16 protein-coding genes are annotated in these 18,329 nt (G+C 62.9%); 13 read left to right on the top strand and 3 right to left on the bottom strand.

Going from position 1 to position 18,329, the window contains the following annotated elements:
• Positions 1 to 33 precede the first annotated feature (33 nt).
• The 12 genes from ABD906_RS12245 (at position 34) to ABD906_RS12190 (ending at position 13,873) form a co-directional block, all read left to right on the top strand.
• Positions 34 to 1,131 (top strand): Gfo/Idh/MocA family protein, encoded by a 1,098-nt coding sequence (locus ABD906_RS12245; protein WP_345099689.1) that lies wholly within the window; start codon positions 34 to 36, stop codon positions 1,129 to 1,131.
• Positions 1,128 to 1,940: an IclR family transcriptional regulator gene (locus tag ABD906_RS12240; protein WP_345099688.1), complete on the top strand. Its 813-nt coding sequence runs from the start codon at positions 1,128 to 1,130 to the stop codon at positions 1,938 to 1,940. The genes ABD906_RS12245 and ABD906_RS12240 overlap by 4 nt, the downstream gene beginning before the upstream one ends.
• Positions 1,941 to 2,023: 83 nt before the next feature.
• Positions 2,024 to 3,748, top strand: coding sequence for an FAD-dependent oxidoreductase (locus tag ABD906_RS12235; protein WP_345099687.1), 1,725 nt, complete (start codon positions 2,024 to 2,026; stop codon positions 3,746 to 3,748).
• The gene (locus ABD906_RS12230) at positions 3,745 to 4,356 is read left to right on the top strand and encodes an NIPSNAP family protein (protein WP_345099686.1); all 612 of its coding nucleotides are present in this window, start codon (positions 3,745 to 3,747) and stop codon (positions 4,354 to 4,356) included. Before ABD906_RS12235 ends, ABD906_RS12230 begins: the two co-directional genes overlap by 4 nt.
• Before the next feature lie 8 nt (positions 4,357 to 4,364).
• Positions 4,365 to 5,186: a sugar phosphate isomerase/epimerase family protein gene (locus ABD906_RS12225; protein WP_345099685.1), complete on the top strand. Its 822-nt coding sequence runs from the start codon at positions 4,365 to 4,367 to the stop codon at positions 5,184 to 5,186.
• A gap of 405 nt (positions 5,187 to 5,591) precedes the next feature.
• On the top strand, positions 5,592 to 6,848 hold the full coding sequence (locus ABD906_RS12220) for a putative Na+/H+ antiporter (RefSeq protein WP_345099684.1): 1,257 nt from the start codon (positions 5,592 to 5,594) through the stop codon (positions 6,846 to 6,848).
• Between the two features lie 1,018 nt (positions 6,849 to 7,866).
• Complete coding sequence (locus ABD906_RS12215; protein WP_345099683.1) at positions 7,867 to 9,042, top strand: site-specific integrase; 1,176 nt, start codon at positions 7,867 to 7,869, stop codon at positions 9,040 to 9,042.
• Positions 9,043 to 9,458: 416 nt separating this feature from the next.
• Positions 9,459 to 10,484, top strand: coding sequence for a sulfate ABC transporter substrate-binding protein (locus ABD906_RS12210; protein WP_345099682.1), 1,026 nt, complete (start codon positions 9,459 to 9,461; stop codon positions 10,482 to 10,484).
• A gap of 139 nt (positions 10,485 to 10,623) precedes the next feature.
• Positions 10,624 to 11,463 (top strand): sulfate ABC transporter permease subunit CysT, encoded by an 840-nt coding sequence (gene cysT / locus ABD906_RS12205; RefSeq protein WP_345099681.1) that lies wholly within the window; start codon positions 10,624 to 10,626, stop codon positions 11,461 to 11,463.
• Complete coding sequence (cysW, locus tag ABD906_RS12200; protein WP_378188513.1) at positions 11,456 to 12,352, top strand: sulfate ABC transporter permease subunit CysW; 897 nt, start codon at positions 11,456 to 11,458, stop codon at positions 12,350 to 12,352. Before cysT ends, cysW begins: the two co-directional genes overlap by 8 nt.
• A gap of 10 nt (positions 12,353 to 12,362) precedes the next feature.
• Positions 12,363 to 13,478 carry a sulfate/molybdate ABC transporter ATP-binding protein gene (locus tag ABD906_RS12195; protein ID WP_345099680.1) on the top strand — a complete coding sequence of 372 codons (1,116 nt, stop codon included), beginning with the start codon at positions 12,363 to 12,365 and terminating at the stop codon, positions 13,476 to 13,478.
• Between the two features lie 161 nt (positions 13,479 to 13,639).
• Entirely contained in the window at positions 13,640 to 13,873 is a 234-nt protein-coding gene (locus tag ABD906_RS12190) for a WGR domain-containing protein (protein ID WP_345099679.1), read from the top strand.
• A 93-nt stretch (positions 13,874 to 13,966) separates the two neighbouring features.
• On the opposite strand, the gene repC is transcribed toward ABD906_RS12190, so the two are convergent.
• From repC to repA, 3 genes are all read right to left on the bottom strand, one after another.
• A complete protein-coding gene (gene repC / locus ABD906_RS12185) occupies positions 13,967 to 15,181 on the bottom strand; it encodes a plasmid replication protein RepC (RefSeq protein ID WP_345099678.1) in 1,215 nt (404 codons plus the stop codon).
• Positions 15,182 to 15,360: 179 nt separating this feature from the next.
• Positions 15,361 to 16,374: a plasmid partitioning protein RepB gene (gene repB / locus ABD906_RS12180; RefSeq protein ID WP_345099677.1), complete on the bottom strand. Its 1,014-nt coding sequence runs from the start codon at positions 16,372 to 16,374 to the stop codon at positions 15,361 to 15,363.
• Positions 16,371 to 17,570, bottom strand: coding sequence for a plasmid partitioning protein RepA (gene repA, locus ABD906_RS12175; protein WP_345099676.1), 1,200 nt, complete (start codon positions 17,568 to 17,570; stop codon positions 16,371 to 16,373). Before repA ends, repB begins: the two co-directional genes overlap by 4 nt.
• Before the next feature lie 269 nt (positions 17,571 to 17,839).
• Between repA and ABD906_RS12170 the strand changes: the two genes are divergently transcribed.
• Entirely contained in the window at positions 17,840 to 18,190 is a 351-nt protein-coding gene (locus ABD906_RS12170) for an antitoxin Xre/MbcA/ParS toxin-binding domain-containing protein (protein ID WP_345099675.1), read from the top strand.
• The last annotated feature ends 139 nt before the right edge of the window (positions 18,191 to 18,329 follow it).

The following is an 18,329-nucleotide window of genomic DNA, read 5'->3' as shown; positions in this document are numbered from 1 at the left end:
TATCCAAGACGCATACAAATAAGGATGCAGCAAATGTCGGAACGGCTTGGTGTGGCGGTAGTCGGCGCGGGCGTAATCGGACGCACGCACGTCGAGACTCTCGCGCAGCACGACCGGCTGCGGCTCGCGGCGCTGGTCGATCCAGTCCCCACATCCGCGCAGCTGGCGGAATCATATGGCGTGCCATGGTTCCCGGATGTGCCGGCGCTCTTGTCATCCGGCATCGCGCGGGCGGCGATCGTCGCCACTCCTAACGAGACACACCTGCCCGTGACGGAATCGCTCCTGCGCGCCGGCCTGCCGGTTCTGCTGGAAAAGCCCGTCGCGGAAAGCCTCGCTTCGGCCCTGAAGCTGATCGGGATCGCCGACGACACGGGCATTCCGGTTCTTGTCGGCCATCACCGGCGCCACAATCCGATCGTTCGGAAGGCTCGGGAGATCATCCTGTCCGGGCAGATCGGGGACCTGGTGATCGCCAATGTGGTCTGCTCCCTTTACAAGCCCGAAGATTATTTCGACGCCAAGTGGCGCAAGACTCCTGGCGCGGGCGGCCCGCTGCTCATCAATCTCGTCCACGAGATCGACCTGCTGCGGCACTTCTTCGGCGAAATCGCCGAGGTGAAGGCCATCACGTCCCACCGCCAGAGAAGCTTTGAGGTGGAAGACGGCGCTGCCGTCTGCCTGACCTTCGCAAACGGGGCTCTGGCCACGCTCGTCATCTCCGACTCGGCTTCCGGCCCCTGGGCATGGGACCTCACCTCCGGCGAGAACCTTGCCCGCTTCCCCGCCCACCACGTGACCGCGCACCACTATGCCGGAACGCGTGGCGCTTTGAGCCTGCCGGACCTGACGTTGTGGCTGCCGGAAGGGGAACCTGACTGGACGAAAAAGCTGCGGCCCGAGTCGATCCCGGTCGCTCCGGCCAACCCCTATTCATTGCAGCTGTCACATTTCGCCGATCTGATCGAAGGCGCCGAGACGTCACCGCGCGTCAGCCTGCGGGACGCAACCGCGAACATGATCGTCATTGATGCCATCAGGCGGGCCGCGGGCGACGACGGCCGGATTGCGATCGATCTTTCATCATTATCCCCCCAGGGACTGGCTCACTCTAACGGAAACAGACAATGAGCAGCGTCCTAGAGAAATCCCTCGCGATCATCGAGCTTTTGATCGAACATCCAGCCGGGCTTCCGGTTTCCACCATCGCCAGCACACTGGACCAGCCGCTGTCCGGCGTCCACCGCACGCTTCAGGAACTCGCCCGGCTCGGCTACGTCCACCAACTGCGCGCGCAGGGCGACTACATGCTGACGATCAAGCTGCCGGCGATGGGACTGAGCTTCCTCGCGCGGGCGGGTATTACCGACATTACCCAGCCCGTGCTCGACACCCTGGCGGCGGAAACGGGGGAACTCATCCGCCTTTCCGTCATCGACGGGGAAAACCTGACCTGGGTGGCCGTGGCGCAGGGCACCACGCACGGACTGCGCTACGATCCCGGCCAGGAACAGGGCGTCGTCGCACATCTTGCCAGTTCCGCCGGCGGTCAGGCGTGGCTGGCAACCATGTCCGACGAGGAGGCGATAGCCCGGGTCTCCGCGCAGGGGCTCATCCGGAATGCCAAGGACGCAGGCCCCAACGCACCCCATACCTTCGCCGATCTCCTGCAGCGCCTGAACGAGGCACGCGAGCGTGGCTACGCCGTGGCGGTGGACAGCTACATTCCGGGCATGGCGGCCATGGCCGTTCCCGTCCGCTTTCACGGTGACGGACCAGTGCTCGGCTGCCTTTCCATTGCCGGACCCGCTGTCCGGCTGGATCCGGAGCGGATGGCGAGGCTTGCCCCGCGGCTCAAGGCGGCCGCGGATGAAATCGGCCATGCCGCGGCCGGTTCGCAATATTTTCGATCGAAGGTGCGGGAACTGGAGCCCGCATAAACTGCCGGGCACGGGTGAATATTCTATCCGCAGCATAAAGCGATAGCGCACGACGTGGGGAGGAGACGATGGGCGCGCGGTCAATGAGCGAGCTCAATTGCGACGTGCTGGTGATTGGATCGGGGGCCTCGGGGCTTGCCGCCGCGGTTACTGCCGCGCATTTCGGCCTGAAGGTCATCGTGGCGGAAAAGGCCCCGGTGTTTGGCGGCACCTCCGCCTGGTCGGGCGGGTGGCTGTGGATTCCGCGCAATCCCCTGGCCGTGGAGGCAGGCATCCAGGAGCCCCCGGAGGGACCAATGCGCTATATCGAGAGCGAGCTAGGCGAGCGTGCCCGGGATCCGCGCCTGCCGGTTTTCCTCGCCAACGGCCCGGAGATGGTCTCGTTCTTCCGCGATCACACGGCAGTCCGCTGGATCGACGGAAACCGCATCCCGGACTTCCATGAGGGACCCGGCGCGCTCAAGGGCGGACGGTCCGTCTCCGCAGCGCCCTACGATGGCCGCGAACTCGGTCCGTGGATCAACAAGCTGCGCCCGCCGCTGGACGTGACGAGCCTCTGGGGCATGGGCATCGCCAGCGGTGCGGACATGGCCCACTTCTTCAAGGCGACACGCAATCTCCGCTCGGCTCTGCACGCTGCCCGCCGCATTGCGAAGCATCTTCGCGACCTCGCCCTGCATGGAAGGGGCATGCAGCTCGTCAACGGCAACGCGCTCGTCGCGCGTCTATTGCGCTCCGCGCTCGACAAGGGGGTCACGCTCATCGAGAGCGCCCCGGCGACCATGCTGCTGCGCGATGGCAACCGCATCGCCGGGGCCGAGCTTTCGACGGCCGACGGGACTGTCGTCGTCAGGGCCGCGAAGGGTGTGGTGCTGGCAACGGGCGGCTTTCCGCATGACACGCCGCGGCTCGACGAACTTGCCGCCCATGCCGGCGGCGGAGCCGGCCACCATTCGGCCGCACCGCGGGAGAACACGGGTGACGGCCTGCGCCTGGGCGAACTGGAAGGCGGTGCGGTCGCACGGGATCTGGCTTCCAGCGTGGCGCTGGCGCCGGTGTCGCTCGTGCCGCGCCGCGATGGCTCCGTGGCCAACTTTCCGCACCTTGTGGAGCGCGCCAAGCCGGGCATCATCGCCGTCACACCCGAGGGGAAGCGCTTCGTCTCGGAAGCCGACAGCTACCACGACTTCATGCGCGCCCTGATCGCTGTGACACCCGCGGGCAAGCTTCCCACCTGCTGGCTGATCGCCGATCACCGCGCGCAGCGGCGCTGGGGGCTGGGATGGGCGAAGCCTTTCCCCTTCCCGCTCGGTCCGGCTATTCGTTCCGGCTATCTCAAGCGCGGCCGGACGCTCGCCGAGCTGGCGCGGGCCTGCGATCTGCCGGCGGACGCTTTGGAGGCGACCGTCGCCCGGTTCAACAGCTACGCGGTGCGGGGAGAGGATCCGGACTTCCATCGTGGCGAGAGCACCTACAATCGCGTCCAGGCCGATCCTGAGCACGGGCCCAATCCGTCGCTGGCGCCGCTAGACCGGCCGCCCTTTTATGCCGTCAAGATTGTGCCGGGCTCTCTCGGAACCTTCGCCGGGCTGAAGACCGATCCCCTCACCCGCGTCCTGGATACCGAAGGGAATCCAATTCCCGGCCTGCATGCGGTTGGCAATGACATGGCCTCCATCATGGGCGGGAATTATCCGTCCGGGGGCATCACGCTCGGCCCGGGCATGACCTTTGGCTACATCGCCGGCAGGGTGCTCGCCGGGCAGCCGGTGAAGGGCATTTCAAAGCAGAAGGAGGAGGCTGCATGACCTATTACGAACTGACGACGCTCGACACGGTCATATTTGGAGCGGCAAAGGCCGCGCCCGGCATCGAGGCCTGGGTGAAGGCGGGCAAGGGACGGCTGTGCGGAGCCTGGGGTACCGACATCGGCACCCTGAACCGGGTGTTCGTGCTGCGCGCCTTCGACGACCTGGGCGAACTACTGGAGGAGCGCGAGCGCGCGTTGCGGAGCAGCGATCCGTGGGGCTGCACCGATCATCTCGTATCCCTCAAGATGGAGAGCTACCGCCCGCTGGATTTCCTGCCGCCGGTCGAGGCGGGCAAGTTCGGTCCGGTCTACGAGTTCCGCACCTACCGCACGAAGATCAACGGCCTCTCCCCGACCATCGAGAAATGGCGGGAAGCTGTGCCGGAGCGGGAAAAATATTCAAAGCTCACGGTCGCCATGTACGGCCTGGATGGAGAGCCGAGGCTCACCCAGATCTGGCCCTACGAGAGCCTCGCAGCGCGCACCGAGGCGCGAATGAAATCCGTCGTCGACGGCAAGTGGCCGCCCAAGGGCGGACCAGACTGGCTGAGCCCCGACATGACGAGTCAGATCGCCATGCCGCTGCCCTTCTCACCGCTGCAGTGAGGCTGGACATGGCACATCCGCTTTCCCTCGCCTTCCTGACCGTCTTCGACGTCGGCCCCGTAGACGCCGTGAGAATTGCCTCACGCGCCGGTTATGACCTTGTCGGCGTGCGCATCCTGCCGGCGGCAGTTTCCGGCGAGCCTGACTATCCGCTGCTTACCGACGACCGTCTTCTGAAGGAAGTGCAATCGGCTCTCGCGGATACGGGTGTCCGCATCGCCGATGTCGAAATCGTGCGGCTCAAGCCGGAGAACGACTGGGCGCTGTACGACCGGTTCTGCGACCGGTGCGCCGCACTTGAGGCCCGGCATGTCCTCGTTGCGGGCGACGACCCCGACCACGCGCGGCTGACCGAGAGCTTTGCCCGGTTCTGTACGATGGCTGCAGCGCGCGGCCTGACCGCCGACCTCGAGTTCATGCCCTGGACGGCCGTGCCCAACCTCGCCGCTGCACTCCGGATCGTCGAGGGTGCCGGCTGCGGGAATGGTGGCGTGCTGGTGGATGCGCTTCATTACGACCGGTCCGAGACCCCGCTCGAGGAAATCGCTTCCCTGCCCCGCAGCCGGGTCAACTATGTCCAGATCTGCGATGGACCCGACCCCTATGATCCTTCCGACGAAGAGCTGATCCGCGTCGCGCGCAACGAACGTCTCATGCCTGGCCTGGGTGGCATCGACCTCACGGGCCTGGCAAAGGCGGTTCCGGAAGGTGTAACCATCAGCGTGGAGATCCCGCACCGGAAGCTTGCTGCAACCATCGATCCCCTGGGGCGGGCCGAGATGGCGCTCGCCGCGACGAAGGCCATTCTGCGGGCTGCGGGCCGCGCCTGACCGGTGGGGTTGTGGGAGCGGTATTCCACTTCAGGTCCAGCGCTTTCCACAACGGCCCGTTTGATCGCGCAGGCAGGAAACGGGGCACTCTCCCTGATATGTGATCTCCGTCACGGCCGTCAGTGGCGGAGAGCGTCTTCCGCCAGCAATCTACGCTCACAGCCTGCGCTCACAGGCTGACTGACTGCCAGGACCTTCTCCTCATGAAGGACTTCAACCTGGCCATGGCGCGCCCCACGGAGAAGCAATCAGTCATCCTCACATAAAGAAGAGGTGCACTTTGCGATGGTTAAGCGTTGCGAAGTGCCCGCTAAGAAGTTACCCCTTCGCTAGACGAAGCGCTGGGCGGAACAGTTAGCGCCCGGATCGTGGCGTTCCCGCCTTCTGAAATAACGGAGCAGGACATTGAACCCGACTACCATTCAGCTTATCGCTGCGCTGTTGTTTGCCGTCGCCATCCTGCACACGTTTTCTGTCAAGTTGTTCGAAAAGCTGGCCCATAGCGATCCCCGCCACGGCGGAGTCTGGCACCTGCTTGCCGAGGTCGAGGTCGTATTCGGGTTCTGGGCGATGGTGATGATGCTTTTCATGTTCGCCATCGAAGGGCGGGAAACAGCCGTCCATTATCTCGACACCCGCAATTTCACCGAATCGATGTTTGTCTTCGCGATCATGGTGATCGCGGCCACCCGGCCGGTTCTGCAGTTCGCCCAGGCGCTCGTCCGACTGTTCGCATCGCTGCTACCACTGCCCACGCAGATCTCCAATTTCTTCACGGTGCTGTTCCTTGTGCCGCTGCTCGGCTCCTTCATCACTGAACCGGCGGCGATGACCGTGGGCGCGATGATCCTTTCCAGGACGGTTTTTTCGCACGGGATTTCGGCCAAGCTGAAGTATGGCGCGCTCGCCGTCCTGTTCGTCAACGTTTCGATCGGTGGCACACTGACGCCTTTCGCGGCGCCGCCCGTCCTGATGGTCGCAAGCACCTGGAACTGGGACTTCGCCCACATGCTGACCCACTTCGGCTGGCGTTCCGCGCTTGCCGTGGCAGTCAACGCCGCCGCACTGGCCTTTCTGTTCCGCAAGGAGCTCGCCACCCTTCCGACCGCAGCCGAAACGGCTGTCAAACCCGTGCCGAAGACGCTGATTGCCATTCACCTCGCCTTTCTCGCGCTGGTGGTCATGTTCTCGCACCACCCCGCGACCTTCCTGGCGATCTTCCTCTTCTTCCTCGGCGTCGCCCAGGCCTACAATTCCTACCAGGATAGGCTGATTCTGCGTGAAGGCCTGCTGGTGGCCTTCTTCCTCGGCGGACTGGTGGTGCTCGGCGGCCAGCAGCAGTGGTGGCTGCAGCCAGTGCTGATGAGCATGTCGTCCGATGCGGTCTACTTCGGCGCGGCTGCACTTACCGCCGTGACCGACAACGCCGCCCTCACCTACCTCGGCTCCCTTGTCGAGGGCCTGACGGACGAATTCAAATACGCGCTTGTCGCGGGTGCCGTGACCGGCGGTGGTCTCACGGTGATCGCCAATGCTCCGAACCCTGCGGGTCTTTCCATTCTGCGCCGGCATTTCGACGACGAGACGGTCAACCCTCTGGGGCTGCTCGTGTCGGCTCTCCCGCCGACCCTGATTGCAATCGTTGCCTTCTGGTTCATCTGACAGACAGAAGCCTCACAGATTGAGGCAGGCGCCTGACACTTGAAACTGCGCGCCCGGAGCATCTTGCTGATTTCCTGGCAGAGGCCGGTGAGGATCGAAGATGCTCTGGCAATGCCTCTTATTGGGTTGCCGGAATGCGCCGCATTAGTTCCTCGACGGCCTCTGAATCGCGAGGATCTGTGAGCCGGTGCAGAAGATCGTCCTTCGCCAGCTTGCCGCCGCCCTTGAGCTGGTTGTGCAGCCTGGGGTCTCGTTTGTTCCACTGCGCCGAGACAATATTTCCGCTCGCGTCATCGGCCTAGGTGATGACTGCGTCATACGCTTCTGACGCGGCTTCTAGAACGGCCATCGCCGTCTGCGGATGGCGTTCCGCCAATATTAGACGGCCCTCTCGCCCCGCTTGCAACGGTCTTGCTCAAGGGACCCTCCCCTCGTCGAACAGAGCAAGTCACCGAATCGCCATTGGCGGCGGAAGACAGGTAGGCGGTGGTGGCGCGACAACTGCCGCTAGTAGAAAGCCTCCGCAGATGAAGTTGCACGCCGGTGTAAAGGCGATGCCTTCTCCGGGCCCGTCTCATGTGCCGGCCGCCACCGCATAAGCTTGCGTACACCAATCGGATCAACTTGCGCGGTATCACGCGGCGGATTCCGCGCTGACAGTCAACATCCATTCCAATTCGTTACGGCCGGGAACTGAAGGTTGCCGCGCTTCCCGCGGAGCGGCCTAACCGCTCATCGGCTAGATGGCCAGGCAACAGATCGGACGAATAAGAGCCGCCTCTCTATTGCTTCACCTTATTGACATTGTTTATATTTCCATCCGTTATGCCTATTATTCCGCTATTTACTTGAGTCACATCCGTTCTCTGAGATTTCGCCTTTCATTATCGATAAGTTCCCCTTATCGACAGTGACGGCTGTGAAGGTGCAAAATCGCGCCAAACGGGTCTTTGCCCGCTCGGGAACCTGTCCGGGAGATGGATTCCGTTGCAGAGGAAGAGGAGCTACAGTGGAAGCCATGAGCAGAATCATCAGCGGTAGCGGAATGATGTCAGGGTCCACCATCCAGAAGGCCGAGGCCCTGGATGCGCTGGAATCCATCCTGCCATTCGACCGGCGGGATTTCCTGGCCGAGATCCTCACCACCGACGACATCGAGACGCTGCGCCATCTCGCCAAGGAAGGCCTGGGCGAAAACACGCTGCGGGCGCTTGTCTCCGACCTTGGCTATCTCGAAGCATGGTGCACGGCCGCCACCGGCGAGCCGCTGCCCTGGCCCGCGCCAGAAGCGCTGCTGCTGAAGTTCGTCGCCCATCACCTCTGGGATCCGGTACGCCGCGAAAGCGATCCGGAGCACGGCATGCCGCAGCATGTGAGCGACGAACTGCGGGCACTTGGCCTGCTTCGCAGCGACGGGCCGCACGCCCCCTCGACCGTCCAGCGCCGGCTGTCCAGCTGGTCGACGCTTACCCGCTGGCGCGGCCTCACCGGCAGATTCGACTCGCCCGCCCTGAAAAGCGCGCTGCGACTCGCGATCAGAGCCAGCGCACGGTCAAGACGGCGCAAGAGCGAACGGGCGGTCACCAGCGACATCCTTGCCCAACTGCTCGCCACCTGCGCATCGGACCGCATTGCCGACGTCCGCGACTGCGCACTGCTGCTCACCGCCTTCGCCTCAGGCGGCCGCCGCCGCAGCGAAGTCGCTGCGCTGCGCTGCGAGCAGATCATTCCCCAGGAAAGCGTACCACGGGATCCCGAGGATCCAGAGAGCCCGCTTTTGCCCTGTGTGCGGCTGCGTCTCGGCCGCACCAAGACCACCCAGGCGGACGACGACAACTACGTCCTGATGATCGGTCAGCCGGTGAATGCCCTGCGGCAATGGCTGGAGCGCGCCCAGATCACGGAAGGCTGGGTTTTCCGGCGCATCGACCGCTGGGGAAATGTGGAGCGGCGCGCCCTCACGCCGCAGTCCGTGAACCTGATCCTGAAAAGAAGGGCAGCACTCGCCGGGCTCGACCCTGCGCTCTTCAGCGCCCATGGCCTGCGGTCCGGCTACCTTACCGAAACGGCACGACGTGGCATACCGCTGACGGAAGCCATGCAGCAGTCCCAGCACCGGTCCGTTTCGCAAGCGGCCCGCTACTACAACGACGCGGAACGCGAGCTGGGGCAGGCCGCCCGGCTCATCGTCTGACTGGTATCACGGGTTGATTGCTTTGCCCGATCGACACATGGACCATGCCGGTGCCGAACATGCGGCGCTCACCGCGGACACCGAGCCAACGGATGGTACGGGCTTGCGCGGGCCTTCGCCTTTCCTCGTACCGGACCTCGGATCCCTCCACGCTCGCTCCTCGACGCGCCCCGCTTGCGAACCGCCAACCCGGTGGGATGGCTTTGGGAAGCCATTCACCGCGCACAATCGCGAGGGTCAATTCGCCGCGCTTCGGACCCCGTGAAAGAAGTGCTCCAAGGAAATTCCTTTCGCCCATCGATGTGCGCAGGGGTAAAAATATTTGATGGTTTGCGATAATTCAGTGTCAGCTGGTCGCGGTATTGTGCATTACCATGGGTATTGTAGGGCCAGTCCAACACGGTTCGGAGGCGATAATGCGATATTCCAGACGCTCCATGCTCTTTACTGCAATCCTCGCAGCGTCGGTTCAGCTCGGTGGGCTCGGTTTTGCCTTCGCCCAGCAGCGGGAACTCACCAATGTCTCCTATGATCCGACCCGCGAGCTCTACCGCCAGTACAACGAGGCCTTCGCCGCCTACTGGAAGGAAAAGACGGGAGAGACCGTGAAGCTCACCGCGACGCACGGCGGTTCCGGCTCGCAGGCCCGCACCGTCGTTGACGGTCTGCCGGCGGATGTGGTGAGCCTGGCGCTCGCCAGCGACATCTTCCCGTTGGTCAACGCGGGCCTGATCGAGCCCGGCTGGCAGCAGGAGTTCCCCGAGAACTCGACGCCCTACACCTCCACGATCGTCTTCCTCGTCCGCGCGGGCAATCCCAAGAACATCAAGGACTGGGACGACCTGATCCGCGATGACGTGCAGGTCATCACCCCCAATCCGAAGACTTCCGGCGGCGCGCGCTGGAACTATCTGGCCGCCTGGGCCTACGCCATGGACAAGAACGGAGGCGACGAGGAAGCCACCAAGGAATTCCTGACGAAGCTTTACCAGCACGTGCCGGTGCTCGACAGCGGCGCCCGCGGCTCCACCAACACGTTCACCCAGCGGGGCCTCGGCGATGTGCTGCTGGCCTGGGAGAACGAGGCTTTCCTCGCTCTCGAGGAACTCGGCCCGGGATCGTTCGAGATCATCGTGCCGCCTCTGTCGATCCTGGCTGAGCCGCCGGTCGCCATCGTCGACAAGAACGTCGACGCACGCGGTACGCGGGAGCTCGCCACGGAGTATCTCCAGTATCTCTACTCCCCGGAGGCCCAGAAGATCATTGCCGCCAACTATTACCGGCCGCGCTATATGGAACACGCCGATCCGGAAGACCGGGCACGCTTCCCGGAGGTCAAAACGGTGACCGTCGACGACGAAATCTTCGGCGGCTGGGAAAGGGCCCAGAAGGAGCATTTCGCCGACGGCGGGATTTTTGACCAGATCTACTCGCCAAACTAGTTGAGGGGGTCGTTGCCGGCTGCTCTACTACCCGCAAGCAAACGATCAGGTTCGGACCCGGGTCTGGGCCTGACCATTGCCGTGAACGCGGCATGCTCCATCTTTTCATGAATTACTGGCCAACGGGGAAACGTTGCGCATGAGACGTATCCACTTCCGCCAACCGAGCATCATACCCGGTTTTCGGCTGACGTTCAGCTTCACGATCCTTTATCTGCTGATCATCGTCATCATTCCGATTGCGGGCCTGTTCGTGAAGACCTTCGAGCTGGATTGGAATACGTTCGTCAGCATCGTCACGGGCCCCCGTTTCCTCTCCGCTCTGCGTGTCAGCTTCGTCACTTCGGCCCTCGCTGCCCTGTTCAACGTGGTCATCGGCCTGCTGATCGCCTGGGTACTGGTGCGCTATGAATTCCCCGGCCGGAAAGTGTGTGACGCCATCATCGACCTGCCTTTCGCTCTGCCGACTGCGGTGGCAGGCATCGCTCTGACCGCCATCTATGCGCCGAACGGCATCATCGGCAGCCTGTTCGCGCCCTTCGGCATCCGTATCGCCTACACCACGATCGGCATCTGGATCGCGCTGGTGTTCATTGGCCTGCCCTTCGTGGTCCGCACCGTGCAGCCCGTGCTGCAGGATTTCAACCGGGAGATCGAGGAAGCCGCGGCCACGCTGGGCGCCTCGCGCCGCCAGACGATCCTGCGCGTCATGCTGCCAACGTTGCTTCCCAGCATCCTGACGGGCTTCGCCATGGCCTTCGCGCGCGCCGTGGGCGAATACGGCTCGGTCATTTTCATCGCCGGCAACATCCCGCGTCAGACCGAGATCCTGCCGCTGCTGATCGTGTTCCGGCTCGAAGAGTTCAATTATACCGCGGCGGCGGCCATCGCGGCCGTGATGCTCACGGTCTCATTTGCCATCCTGCTTGCCATCAATCTGATCCAGGTATGGTCGCAGAGGAGGTTTGGTCTTGGCTGATATTACCTCCAATCTTCCCGGCCTGACCTATGGGCCGGCGACGTACCGTTCGCCGGTCACGGAAAGGCGCGGCACGCGGCTGATCCTGATCGGCCTTACAATCCTGCTGCTCGTCCTGTTTCTGGTTCTGCCCCTTGTCACCGTATTCAGGGAGGCGTTCCGGGCAGGCGTGGGCAAGTTTCTGGAGACTTTCCAGAACCCCGACGCCCGGTCGGCCATCTGGCTGACGTTGCTGGTCGCGGCCCTCGCTGTGCCCTGCAACCTGGTCTTCGGCGTCGCGGCCGCCTGGGCCATCGCCAAGCACAAGTTCCCGGGCCGGGCGTTCCTGATCTCGCTGATCGACCTTCCCTTCTCGGTCTCGCCGGTGGTCGCGGGTCTGATCTACATTCTGCTCTTGGGCACGAACGCCCCGATCGGTGGGTTCCTCTACGAGAACTTCGGAATTCGCATCATTTTTGCGATCCCGGGTATCGTGCTCGCAACCATCTTCGTCACCTTCCCGTTCATCGCCCGCGAGCTGATCCCGCTTATGCAGGACCAGGGCACCGGAGATGAAGAGGCCGCCATTTCTCTGGGCGCCACGGGTTGGCAGGCCTTCTGGTATGTCACCCTGCCCAATGTCAAGTGGGCCCTGCTCTACGGCGTCCTGCTCTGCAACGCCCGCGCCATGGGCGAGTTCGGAGCAGTCGCGGTGCTTTCGGGCAAGCTCAGGGGCGAGACGGTGACCATGCCGCTGCAGGTGGAACTGTTCTACAACGAGTATGCGACCGTCGCCGCCTTCAGCCTCGCTTCGCTGCTGGCCGGACTGGCCTTGGTGACGCTGATCATCAAGTCGTGGCTCGAGTGGCGCTACGGCGATCACCTCGCACCCGGCGGCCGAACACACTAAGGAGACGACCATGGAACTCGCCATCCGAAACGTTACGAAGATCTTCGACGGGTTCACGGCGCTCGACAATATTTCGCTGAATGTCCGCTCGGGCGAGCTGATCGCCCTGCTCGGCCCCTCCGGTTCGGGCAAGACGACGCTACTCCGGCTCATCGCGGGCCTGGACTTCCTCACCAGCGGGCAGATTCTGTTCGGCGACGAGGATGCCTCGGCCAAGTCCGTGCAGGAGCGCAATGTCGGCTTTGTCTTCCAGCATTACGCGCTCTTCCGGCACATGACGGTGCTGGAAAACGTCAGTTTTGGCCTCAAGATCCGCCCTGCCCGCAGCCGGCCGCCGGCCGCAGAAATTCGCCGCCGCGCCCTTGAGTTGCTCGACCTGGTGCAACTCACCGGCCTTGAGAACCGCTATCCGAACCAGCTTTCCGGCGGTCAGCGCCAGCGCGTAGCGCTTGCCCGCGCCCTTTGCATCGAGCCGCGCGTACTGCTGCTCGACGAGCCGTTCGGTGCGCTCGATGCGCAGGTGCGTCGCGAACTGCGCCGCTGGCTGCGCGAAATCCACGACGCTACCGGCCACACGAGCATCTTCGTCACCCACGATCAGGAAGAAGCCCTGGAGCTCGCAGACCGCGTGGTGGTGATGAACAAGGGACGGCTGGAGCAGATCGGCACACCCGACGAGATCTATGACAATCCGGTCTCGCCCTTCGTCTTCAGCTTCATTGGCGAGTCCAGCTCCCTGCCGGTCAAGATCACCAATGGCCAGGTCTGGCTGCAGGACAGGACGATCGGGCTCACGGAACCCAACGCCCCCGATGGGCCGGCCACCCTCTTCTTCCGTCCGCACGACATTGAGATCGTCGATGGATGCGGCGGCTGCATCGCCGGAACGGTTGTCGCCAGTCGCCGCGTGGCCGGCACGAAGCACGTGGAGATCGAGATTGGCGCTGAACAGCATCGCGTCGAGATCGAGTTGCCGGTGGAGCATCCCGCCGCCACGAGGAGCCGGATCGCCTTCCGCCCGAAGAAATGGAAGGTTTTCCCGGCTTCCGGCGAACCTCTCTACCATACTGCCCCGGCGCCGGCGGAAACACACCCGGCCACAATGCTGGGACGCGTGGCCGTATAGCCCCCTGGCTTTGCGAGGTTTAGAGCGCATAAAGACACCTTTGGCTTGCCTTCGGCGACCACGCGCTCCTGCCGGATACCATCTACGGGATGAATCGGTTTGCAGCGACTGATTCATCCTTTTCATTGGTCGGCCGCTCCCGCCTGTGCCAGCTTTTCCGCATGGATACTCCGTCGGAAATCGTGCTCACCTCCATTGATCCCAGCCGCAACCGGGCGCGCTTCTATGTCCTCAGCATCCAGCCGACGCTGTTCGGCGAGCATGCTCTCATGCGCCAGTGGGGCCGGATCGGTACGCTCGGACGTTGCCGCCTCGATCTTCATGCAACCGCCGAAGCCGCCCGTCAGGCCATGAACAGGCTCGCGGCCGCAAAACGGCGCCGGGGTTACGAGTAATGGAGTAACGCCGGCAACCCGTTTCAGCCGGTCGCTTACGCTCTCCAGCTCCAAGCGGCCCGTTTCCGTAGCAGCATCATCCGCATCGCACGATCAACCTGCCATCCGCCCCGGTGAGCCGCCGCCATGCGCCTTGAGGCCGGCCATCAGCATCGGACCGACGGAGAATTCACCCACCCGGGCCTTTTCCGTCAGCGCCCGCAGATAGCCGCCGGCGGACTGGATTTGCGAGGCCCGCTGCAGAATACACGCGATCACGATGGCGGTGTTTTCCGGCCCCATGACCGCCAGGGCATCCTCGTAGGCGGACGGGCTGATGCCGAGGTAGCCCCTCACCTGCGCCGCGGTATCCTTGAAGTCGCGCCAGTTTTCAATTCCGTTCAGGGCGTACTCGGCAATATCCGGACAAGCCTTCAGGACAAATCCAAGCGGATATGTTGCAGGCGGTTTGGCTGTTCCAGTTGGCTGAACCGGCGTGACCTGAGCTCTTTCTTGAGCTAGCTCAAGTTCAAAATAAGAGTCAGTGTTTGATTCAGTGTATTGCCGCTCAGATTGAGCATCTTTGCCGCTCAGATAATCGGAATCATTCTTGATTTCCAAAGCCTTGTCCACCCTGCGGCGCAGTTCGAGCAATTCATCGAAAGCGGCGCGGACATCCCGGAGCGTCGCCCGGCGCGGGATAGCCTCGACAATGCGGCGGAAATCCTGCCAGAGGCTGTGCCAGTCGCCCTCCATCTTCTCTTCCAGGGCGACATCGATAAGCTTGGCGATGTCACGGCGAAGCAGTGTCACGCGCTCGCGCATAAGACGGAACTCCGCGGCTTCCGCACGGATCTGTTCGGCCGCGGTGGCGATTTCCGCCGCACGGGCGACCAAGGGCGCGAGCGAGAAGCCGAACGCCTCCTCGATCTCCCCTCCCCTGCTCTTGCGCGCGTAGCGCTTTCCATTGGGGCTGTCACGCCGGATGATGAGCCCGGCCTCCACCAGCGCAGCGAGATGGCGGCGCAACGTCGGCCCGGCCATGCCGTGCGCGCGCAGCGACAGCTGATGGTTGGATGGGAAGACGATCAGGCCGGTCTCTTCCGACAGCTCATTCTCCGGATGAAACGAAAGCAGTGCGGCAAGAACCGCCAGCGAACGGTCGCCAATGCCAATGACGGACTTCGCCTCGCAAAGGTCGCGATAGACGGCCCATTTGTCGACCGCCCTTCCCTCGGCCACCGCTTCCTGAGCCGCCTTCTGTGCTGCCAAGAGGGCGAGCGACATCGGCCGACCGCCGAACGGGGTCGTTCCAAATTGGGTTTGCATTTCCTTCTCTCACCTTTCGTCAGGCAAAAGAAAACCGCCCGCCAAAATGACGCTCAGGAGTCTTGACAGTGATTCGTGGAAATGCGATTCTCCGGGTCGCTACACCACACGAGAAGGGCTTCCACGACGGGAACGTTTGGGGGCCTTTTTCTTTTGCGCGCTCTTCCTCACTCTCCTGTTTAAGTTTGTGCCTTCCGGAAGTCCTCGTAGAGGTCTTCAATCCGGTCGGCGATGAACCTTGCGAAGGCAGCGGCATCCCGTTCCTTAAGGGACAGGGTTGCCTGCTTGCCGGAAGACTTGAGTGTCACACTGACGGAACGGTCCGCGGGCGCCCAGGTAAGCGGCTCCACCTTCCGGGCCGTCCGTGGTTTCTCCGTCCGCAGCGCATCCGCCAGCATGTTGAGGCGCTGGTCGCTGCCAGCGGAGATGAACGCTTCGGTACCGATGATCTCCCGGGCATAGGCAGCTGCCTTGGGGTCACGCAGCCTGACGGCGAGCTGGTACCAGCGATCGCGTCCGCTTTCCTTGGCCGCGCCGATCGCGGTGATGATGTCGGCTGGAACGTCCTTCACGACGGAGATCATCTTGGAAACGACGGTCTTGTCGACGCTGAGCGCCGCCATGATCACGTCGCGCGAATAGCCGGACCTCTCCAGATTGTGGGCGAACAGAGCCTTCTCGATGAAGGAGAGGTCGGCGCGGACCGCATTTTCCTGCCCCTGGGCGATGACATGCTGGGTGTCGTCGAGGGGCTTGATGACCGCACGGACCTTCCGGCCCAGGGCCTTCGCGGCACGCAGGCGGCGATGCCCAAAGACGACCATGTAGCGGCCTTCCTCGTGCGGATGCGGCCGCACGAGAATGGGCGAATCCTGCCCCCTCTCCCGGATGGCTTCCACCAGTTCCTGAAAAGCTTGCTCGTCATCGCCAATTCGGTCGGCGATGAAAGAGCCATTAATCTTCTCAGGCTCCAGCTCGACCACCGCGGCGCCTTCCAGGAGTTTCGCCTCGTATTCCTTGGCCGCCTGGGCGCGCTCGGCCAATTCATCGATGGAGCGGGTGATCGCGCCGAAGGCTCCTCGCGTCCGATTGCGCTCCATAGCCGGCGTCAGCGCAGGCGTCGCCGGCGGATTGTTGACTGCAGTCAACTTCCGCTCCGTGAGGGACGTAAGGAGGTTCTTGCGCGACATCATCTACCCCATGCCTTGTAAGCGAGCTCGGTGATTTCCTGATTGACGCGATGCAGGCACTCCATCGCGCGATCGTAGGTCGCGCGGTTGAACTGGCTTCGATCGACCTCATAAAGAGTCTGCTTGGTGATGCCCGCATCCGAGATGGCGGTGCTCTTCAGCATCTCGTTCACCAGAACGTGCTGCTTGAAGATCGAACGCATGAACGCCACCATCTGGCTCTGCGGGCCATCCGTCGGTTCGTAACGGGTCACGAGATAGCGCAGCCAGTCGAGCTGCATGTTGGCTCCTGCCCGCTTGAGCGTACCGAGCACCTCGCCCATCATCAGCAGGAACTGGCACATGGACATCACGTCCAGCATCTGCGGATGGACCGTGATCAGGATCGCGGTCGAAGCCGACAGGGCCGTCAGCGTGAGGTAGCCGAGCTGCGGAGGGCAGTCGATCACAACGAAATCATAATCGTCTGCCACTTCCCCCAGCGACTCGTCAAGCCGCCCGAAGAACAGGCTGCCCATCGAGCCGTCCTTGGCGGCCAACGCCAGCGGCGTGTCGTATTCGTACTCCTGCAGCTCGAGATTCGCAGGAATGATATGAAGCCCGGGGAAATTCGTCGGCCGGATCAGAGCCGAGATCGGCTTGCGCTCTTCATCATAGCGCAGGGCCTCATAGAGCGACTCATTGTGATCGATTTCCGGCTGGAATCCGTGCAGGGCGGAAAGCGACGCCTGGGGATCGAGATCGATCACGAGAACGCGGTGCCCGGTCAAAGCGAGATGCTGGCCGAGGTGCGCGGTCGTCGTAGTCTTGGCCGAACCACCCTTGAAGTTGACCACCGAGATGACCTGGAGATGTTCGCCAGGGCGGCGATGCGGCACATATTTGGGCGTGCGGCTATTGCGGTCCAGATACCGGCGCATTTCCAGCATCTGTTCCGCCGTATAGGAACGGCGGCCAGTCGGTGTTACGAGGGGTTGAGGCCCCTTGCCTTCAAGGGAAAGATTCTTGAGATAACCCGGGGACACGCCCAGGTAATGGGCAACTTCATTAAGCTGGAATGGACGAAGAGTCTTCTGCGCATTCGGAGGAAAAATTTCGAGGCGATGATCGTTCAGCATCGCAGAAAGTTCCTGCGCCTGCTGGGTCAGCAGGACATCCACCTCCGCGATCTGCTCTCTCACCTCTTCAACTGCATTCATCGAATTTTTCCGCATATGCGATTTTGAGCGCGATTGTCTTCAAGAACCGCATGTAGCCACGATTCTCTCGGCGGGGCAAGGACTTTAAGGTTAACAGAAAGTTAACGCGGCCCTGAGTTGACTGCAGTCAACTTGCGAGGTCGATGCGGCCCCAACGTGATACCTCCCCAACCGAAGCGCTTTCCGCCTAACTTACCCCGACAACCTTGTTGCCGCAGCCCCGTAACGCTATATCTTCACTAGAACTTGGTCCTCGAGGAGTCCAACCGATGGGACTTGCCCAGTACGCAGAAGACGGCCACTTCGCCCCGGAAAAGATCGCGTCCGCCCTTCGCACGACGAGCGACGAGATCGCTCGCAGCGCCGGACTGAGTGAAGATGCCGTTCGGCGGAAGGACCGGGTGCTTTCTGATGCAACCCAGCGGCGCCTGCGAGAGATGATGGAAATCATCAACAAGGTCGAGCCGCGTTTCGGGTCCGCTCTCCTGGCCTACGCCTGGTATCGCTCCGAGCCGCTCCCCGGGTTCTCCGGTCAGACAGCGATGCAGCTCGTCCTCTCGGGCAGGGCAGGGGAGGTCCTTGACTATATCGATGCCGTTGACGCCGGGGTCTATGCCTGAAAATGGCGACTAGCTTTTGTACCGGGCCTTGAACTGATCGGCCCCCACGGACGGGTCCAATTTGATTGTTAGTGCAATGATGGTGGTGGCGCCAGCGCGGGCGGCATCGCTGGTTGGGGTTGCAGGGCCGCCCGCGCGA

It is taken from the genome of Chelativorans composti (assembly GCF_039541695.1).
Lineage (GTDB): Bacteria > Pseudomonadota > Alphaproteobacteria > Rhizobiales > Rhizobiaceae > Chelativorans > Chelativorans composti.
This window is presented reverse-complemented; position numbering and strand designations above follow the sequence as displayed.

Coding starts and splice junctions, on each gene's coding strand:
- ABD906_RS12245 (WP_345099689.1), top strand. CDS start 34: ATGTCGGAACGGCTTGGTGTGGCGGTAGTCGGCGCGGGCGTAATCGGA.
- ABD906_RS12240 (WP_345099688.1), top strand. CDS start 1,128: ATGAGCAGCGTCCTAGAGAAATCCCTCGCGATCATCGAGCTTTTGATC.
- ABD906_RS12235 (WP_345099687.1), top strand. CDS start 2,024: ATGAGCGAGCTCAATTGCGACGTGCTGGTGATTGGATCGGGGGCCTCG.
- ABD906_RS12230 (WP_345099686.1), top strand. CDS start 3,745: ATGACCTATTACGAACTGACGACGCTCGACACGGTCATATTTGGAGCG.
- ABD906_RS12225 (WP_345099685.1), top strand. CDS start 4,365: ATGGCACATCCGCTTTCCCTCGCCTTCCTGACCGTCTTCGACGTCGGC.
- ABD906_RS12215 (WP_345099683.1), top strand. CDS start 7,867: ATGAGCAGAATCATCAGCGGTAGCGGAATGATGTCAGGGTCCACCATC.
- ABD906_RS12210 (WP_345099682.1), top strand. CDS start 9,459: ATGCGATATTCCAGACGCTCCATGCTCTTTACTGCAATCCTCGCAGCG.
- cysT (WP_345099681.1), top strand. CDS start 10,624: ATGAGACGTATCCACTTCCGCCAACCGAGCATCATACCCGGTTTTCGG.
- ABD906_RS12195 (WP_345099680.1), top strand. CDS start 12,363: ATGGAACTCGCCATCCGAAACGTTACGAAGATCTTCGACGGGTTCACG.
- ABD906_RS12190 (WP_345099679.1), top strand. CDS start 13,640: ATGGATACTCCGTCGGAAATCGTGCTCACCTCCATTGATCCCAGCCGC.
- repC (WP_345099678.1), bottom strand. CDS start 15,181: ATGCAAACCCAATTTGGAACGACCCCGTTCGGCGGTCGGCCGATGTCG.
- repB (WP_345099677.1), bottom strand. CDS start 16,374: ATGATGTCGCGCAAGAACCTCCTTACGTCCCTCACGGAGCGGAAGTTG.
- repA (WP_345099676.1), bottom strand. CDS start 17,570: ATGAATGCAGTTGAAGAGGTGAGAGAGCAGATCGCGGAGGTGGATGTC.
- ABD906_RS12170 (WP_345099675.1), top strand. CDS start 17,840: ATGGGACTTGCCCAGTACGCAGAAGACGGCCACTTCGCCCCGGAAAAG.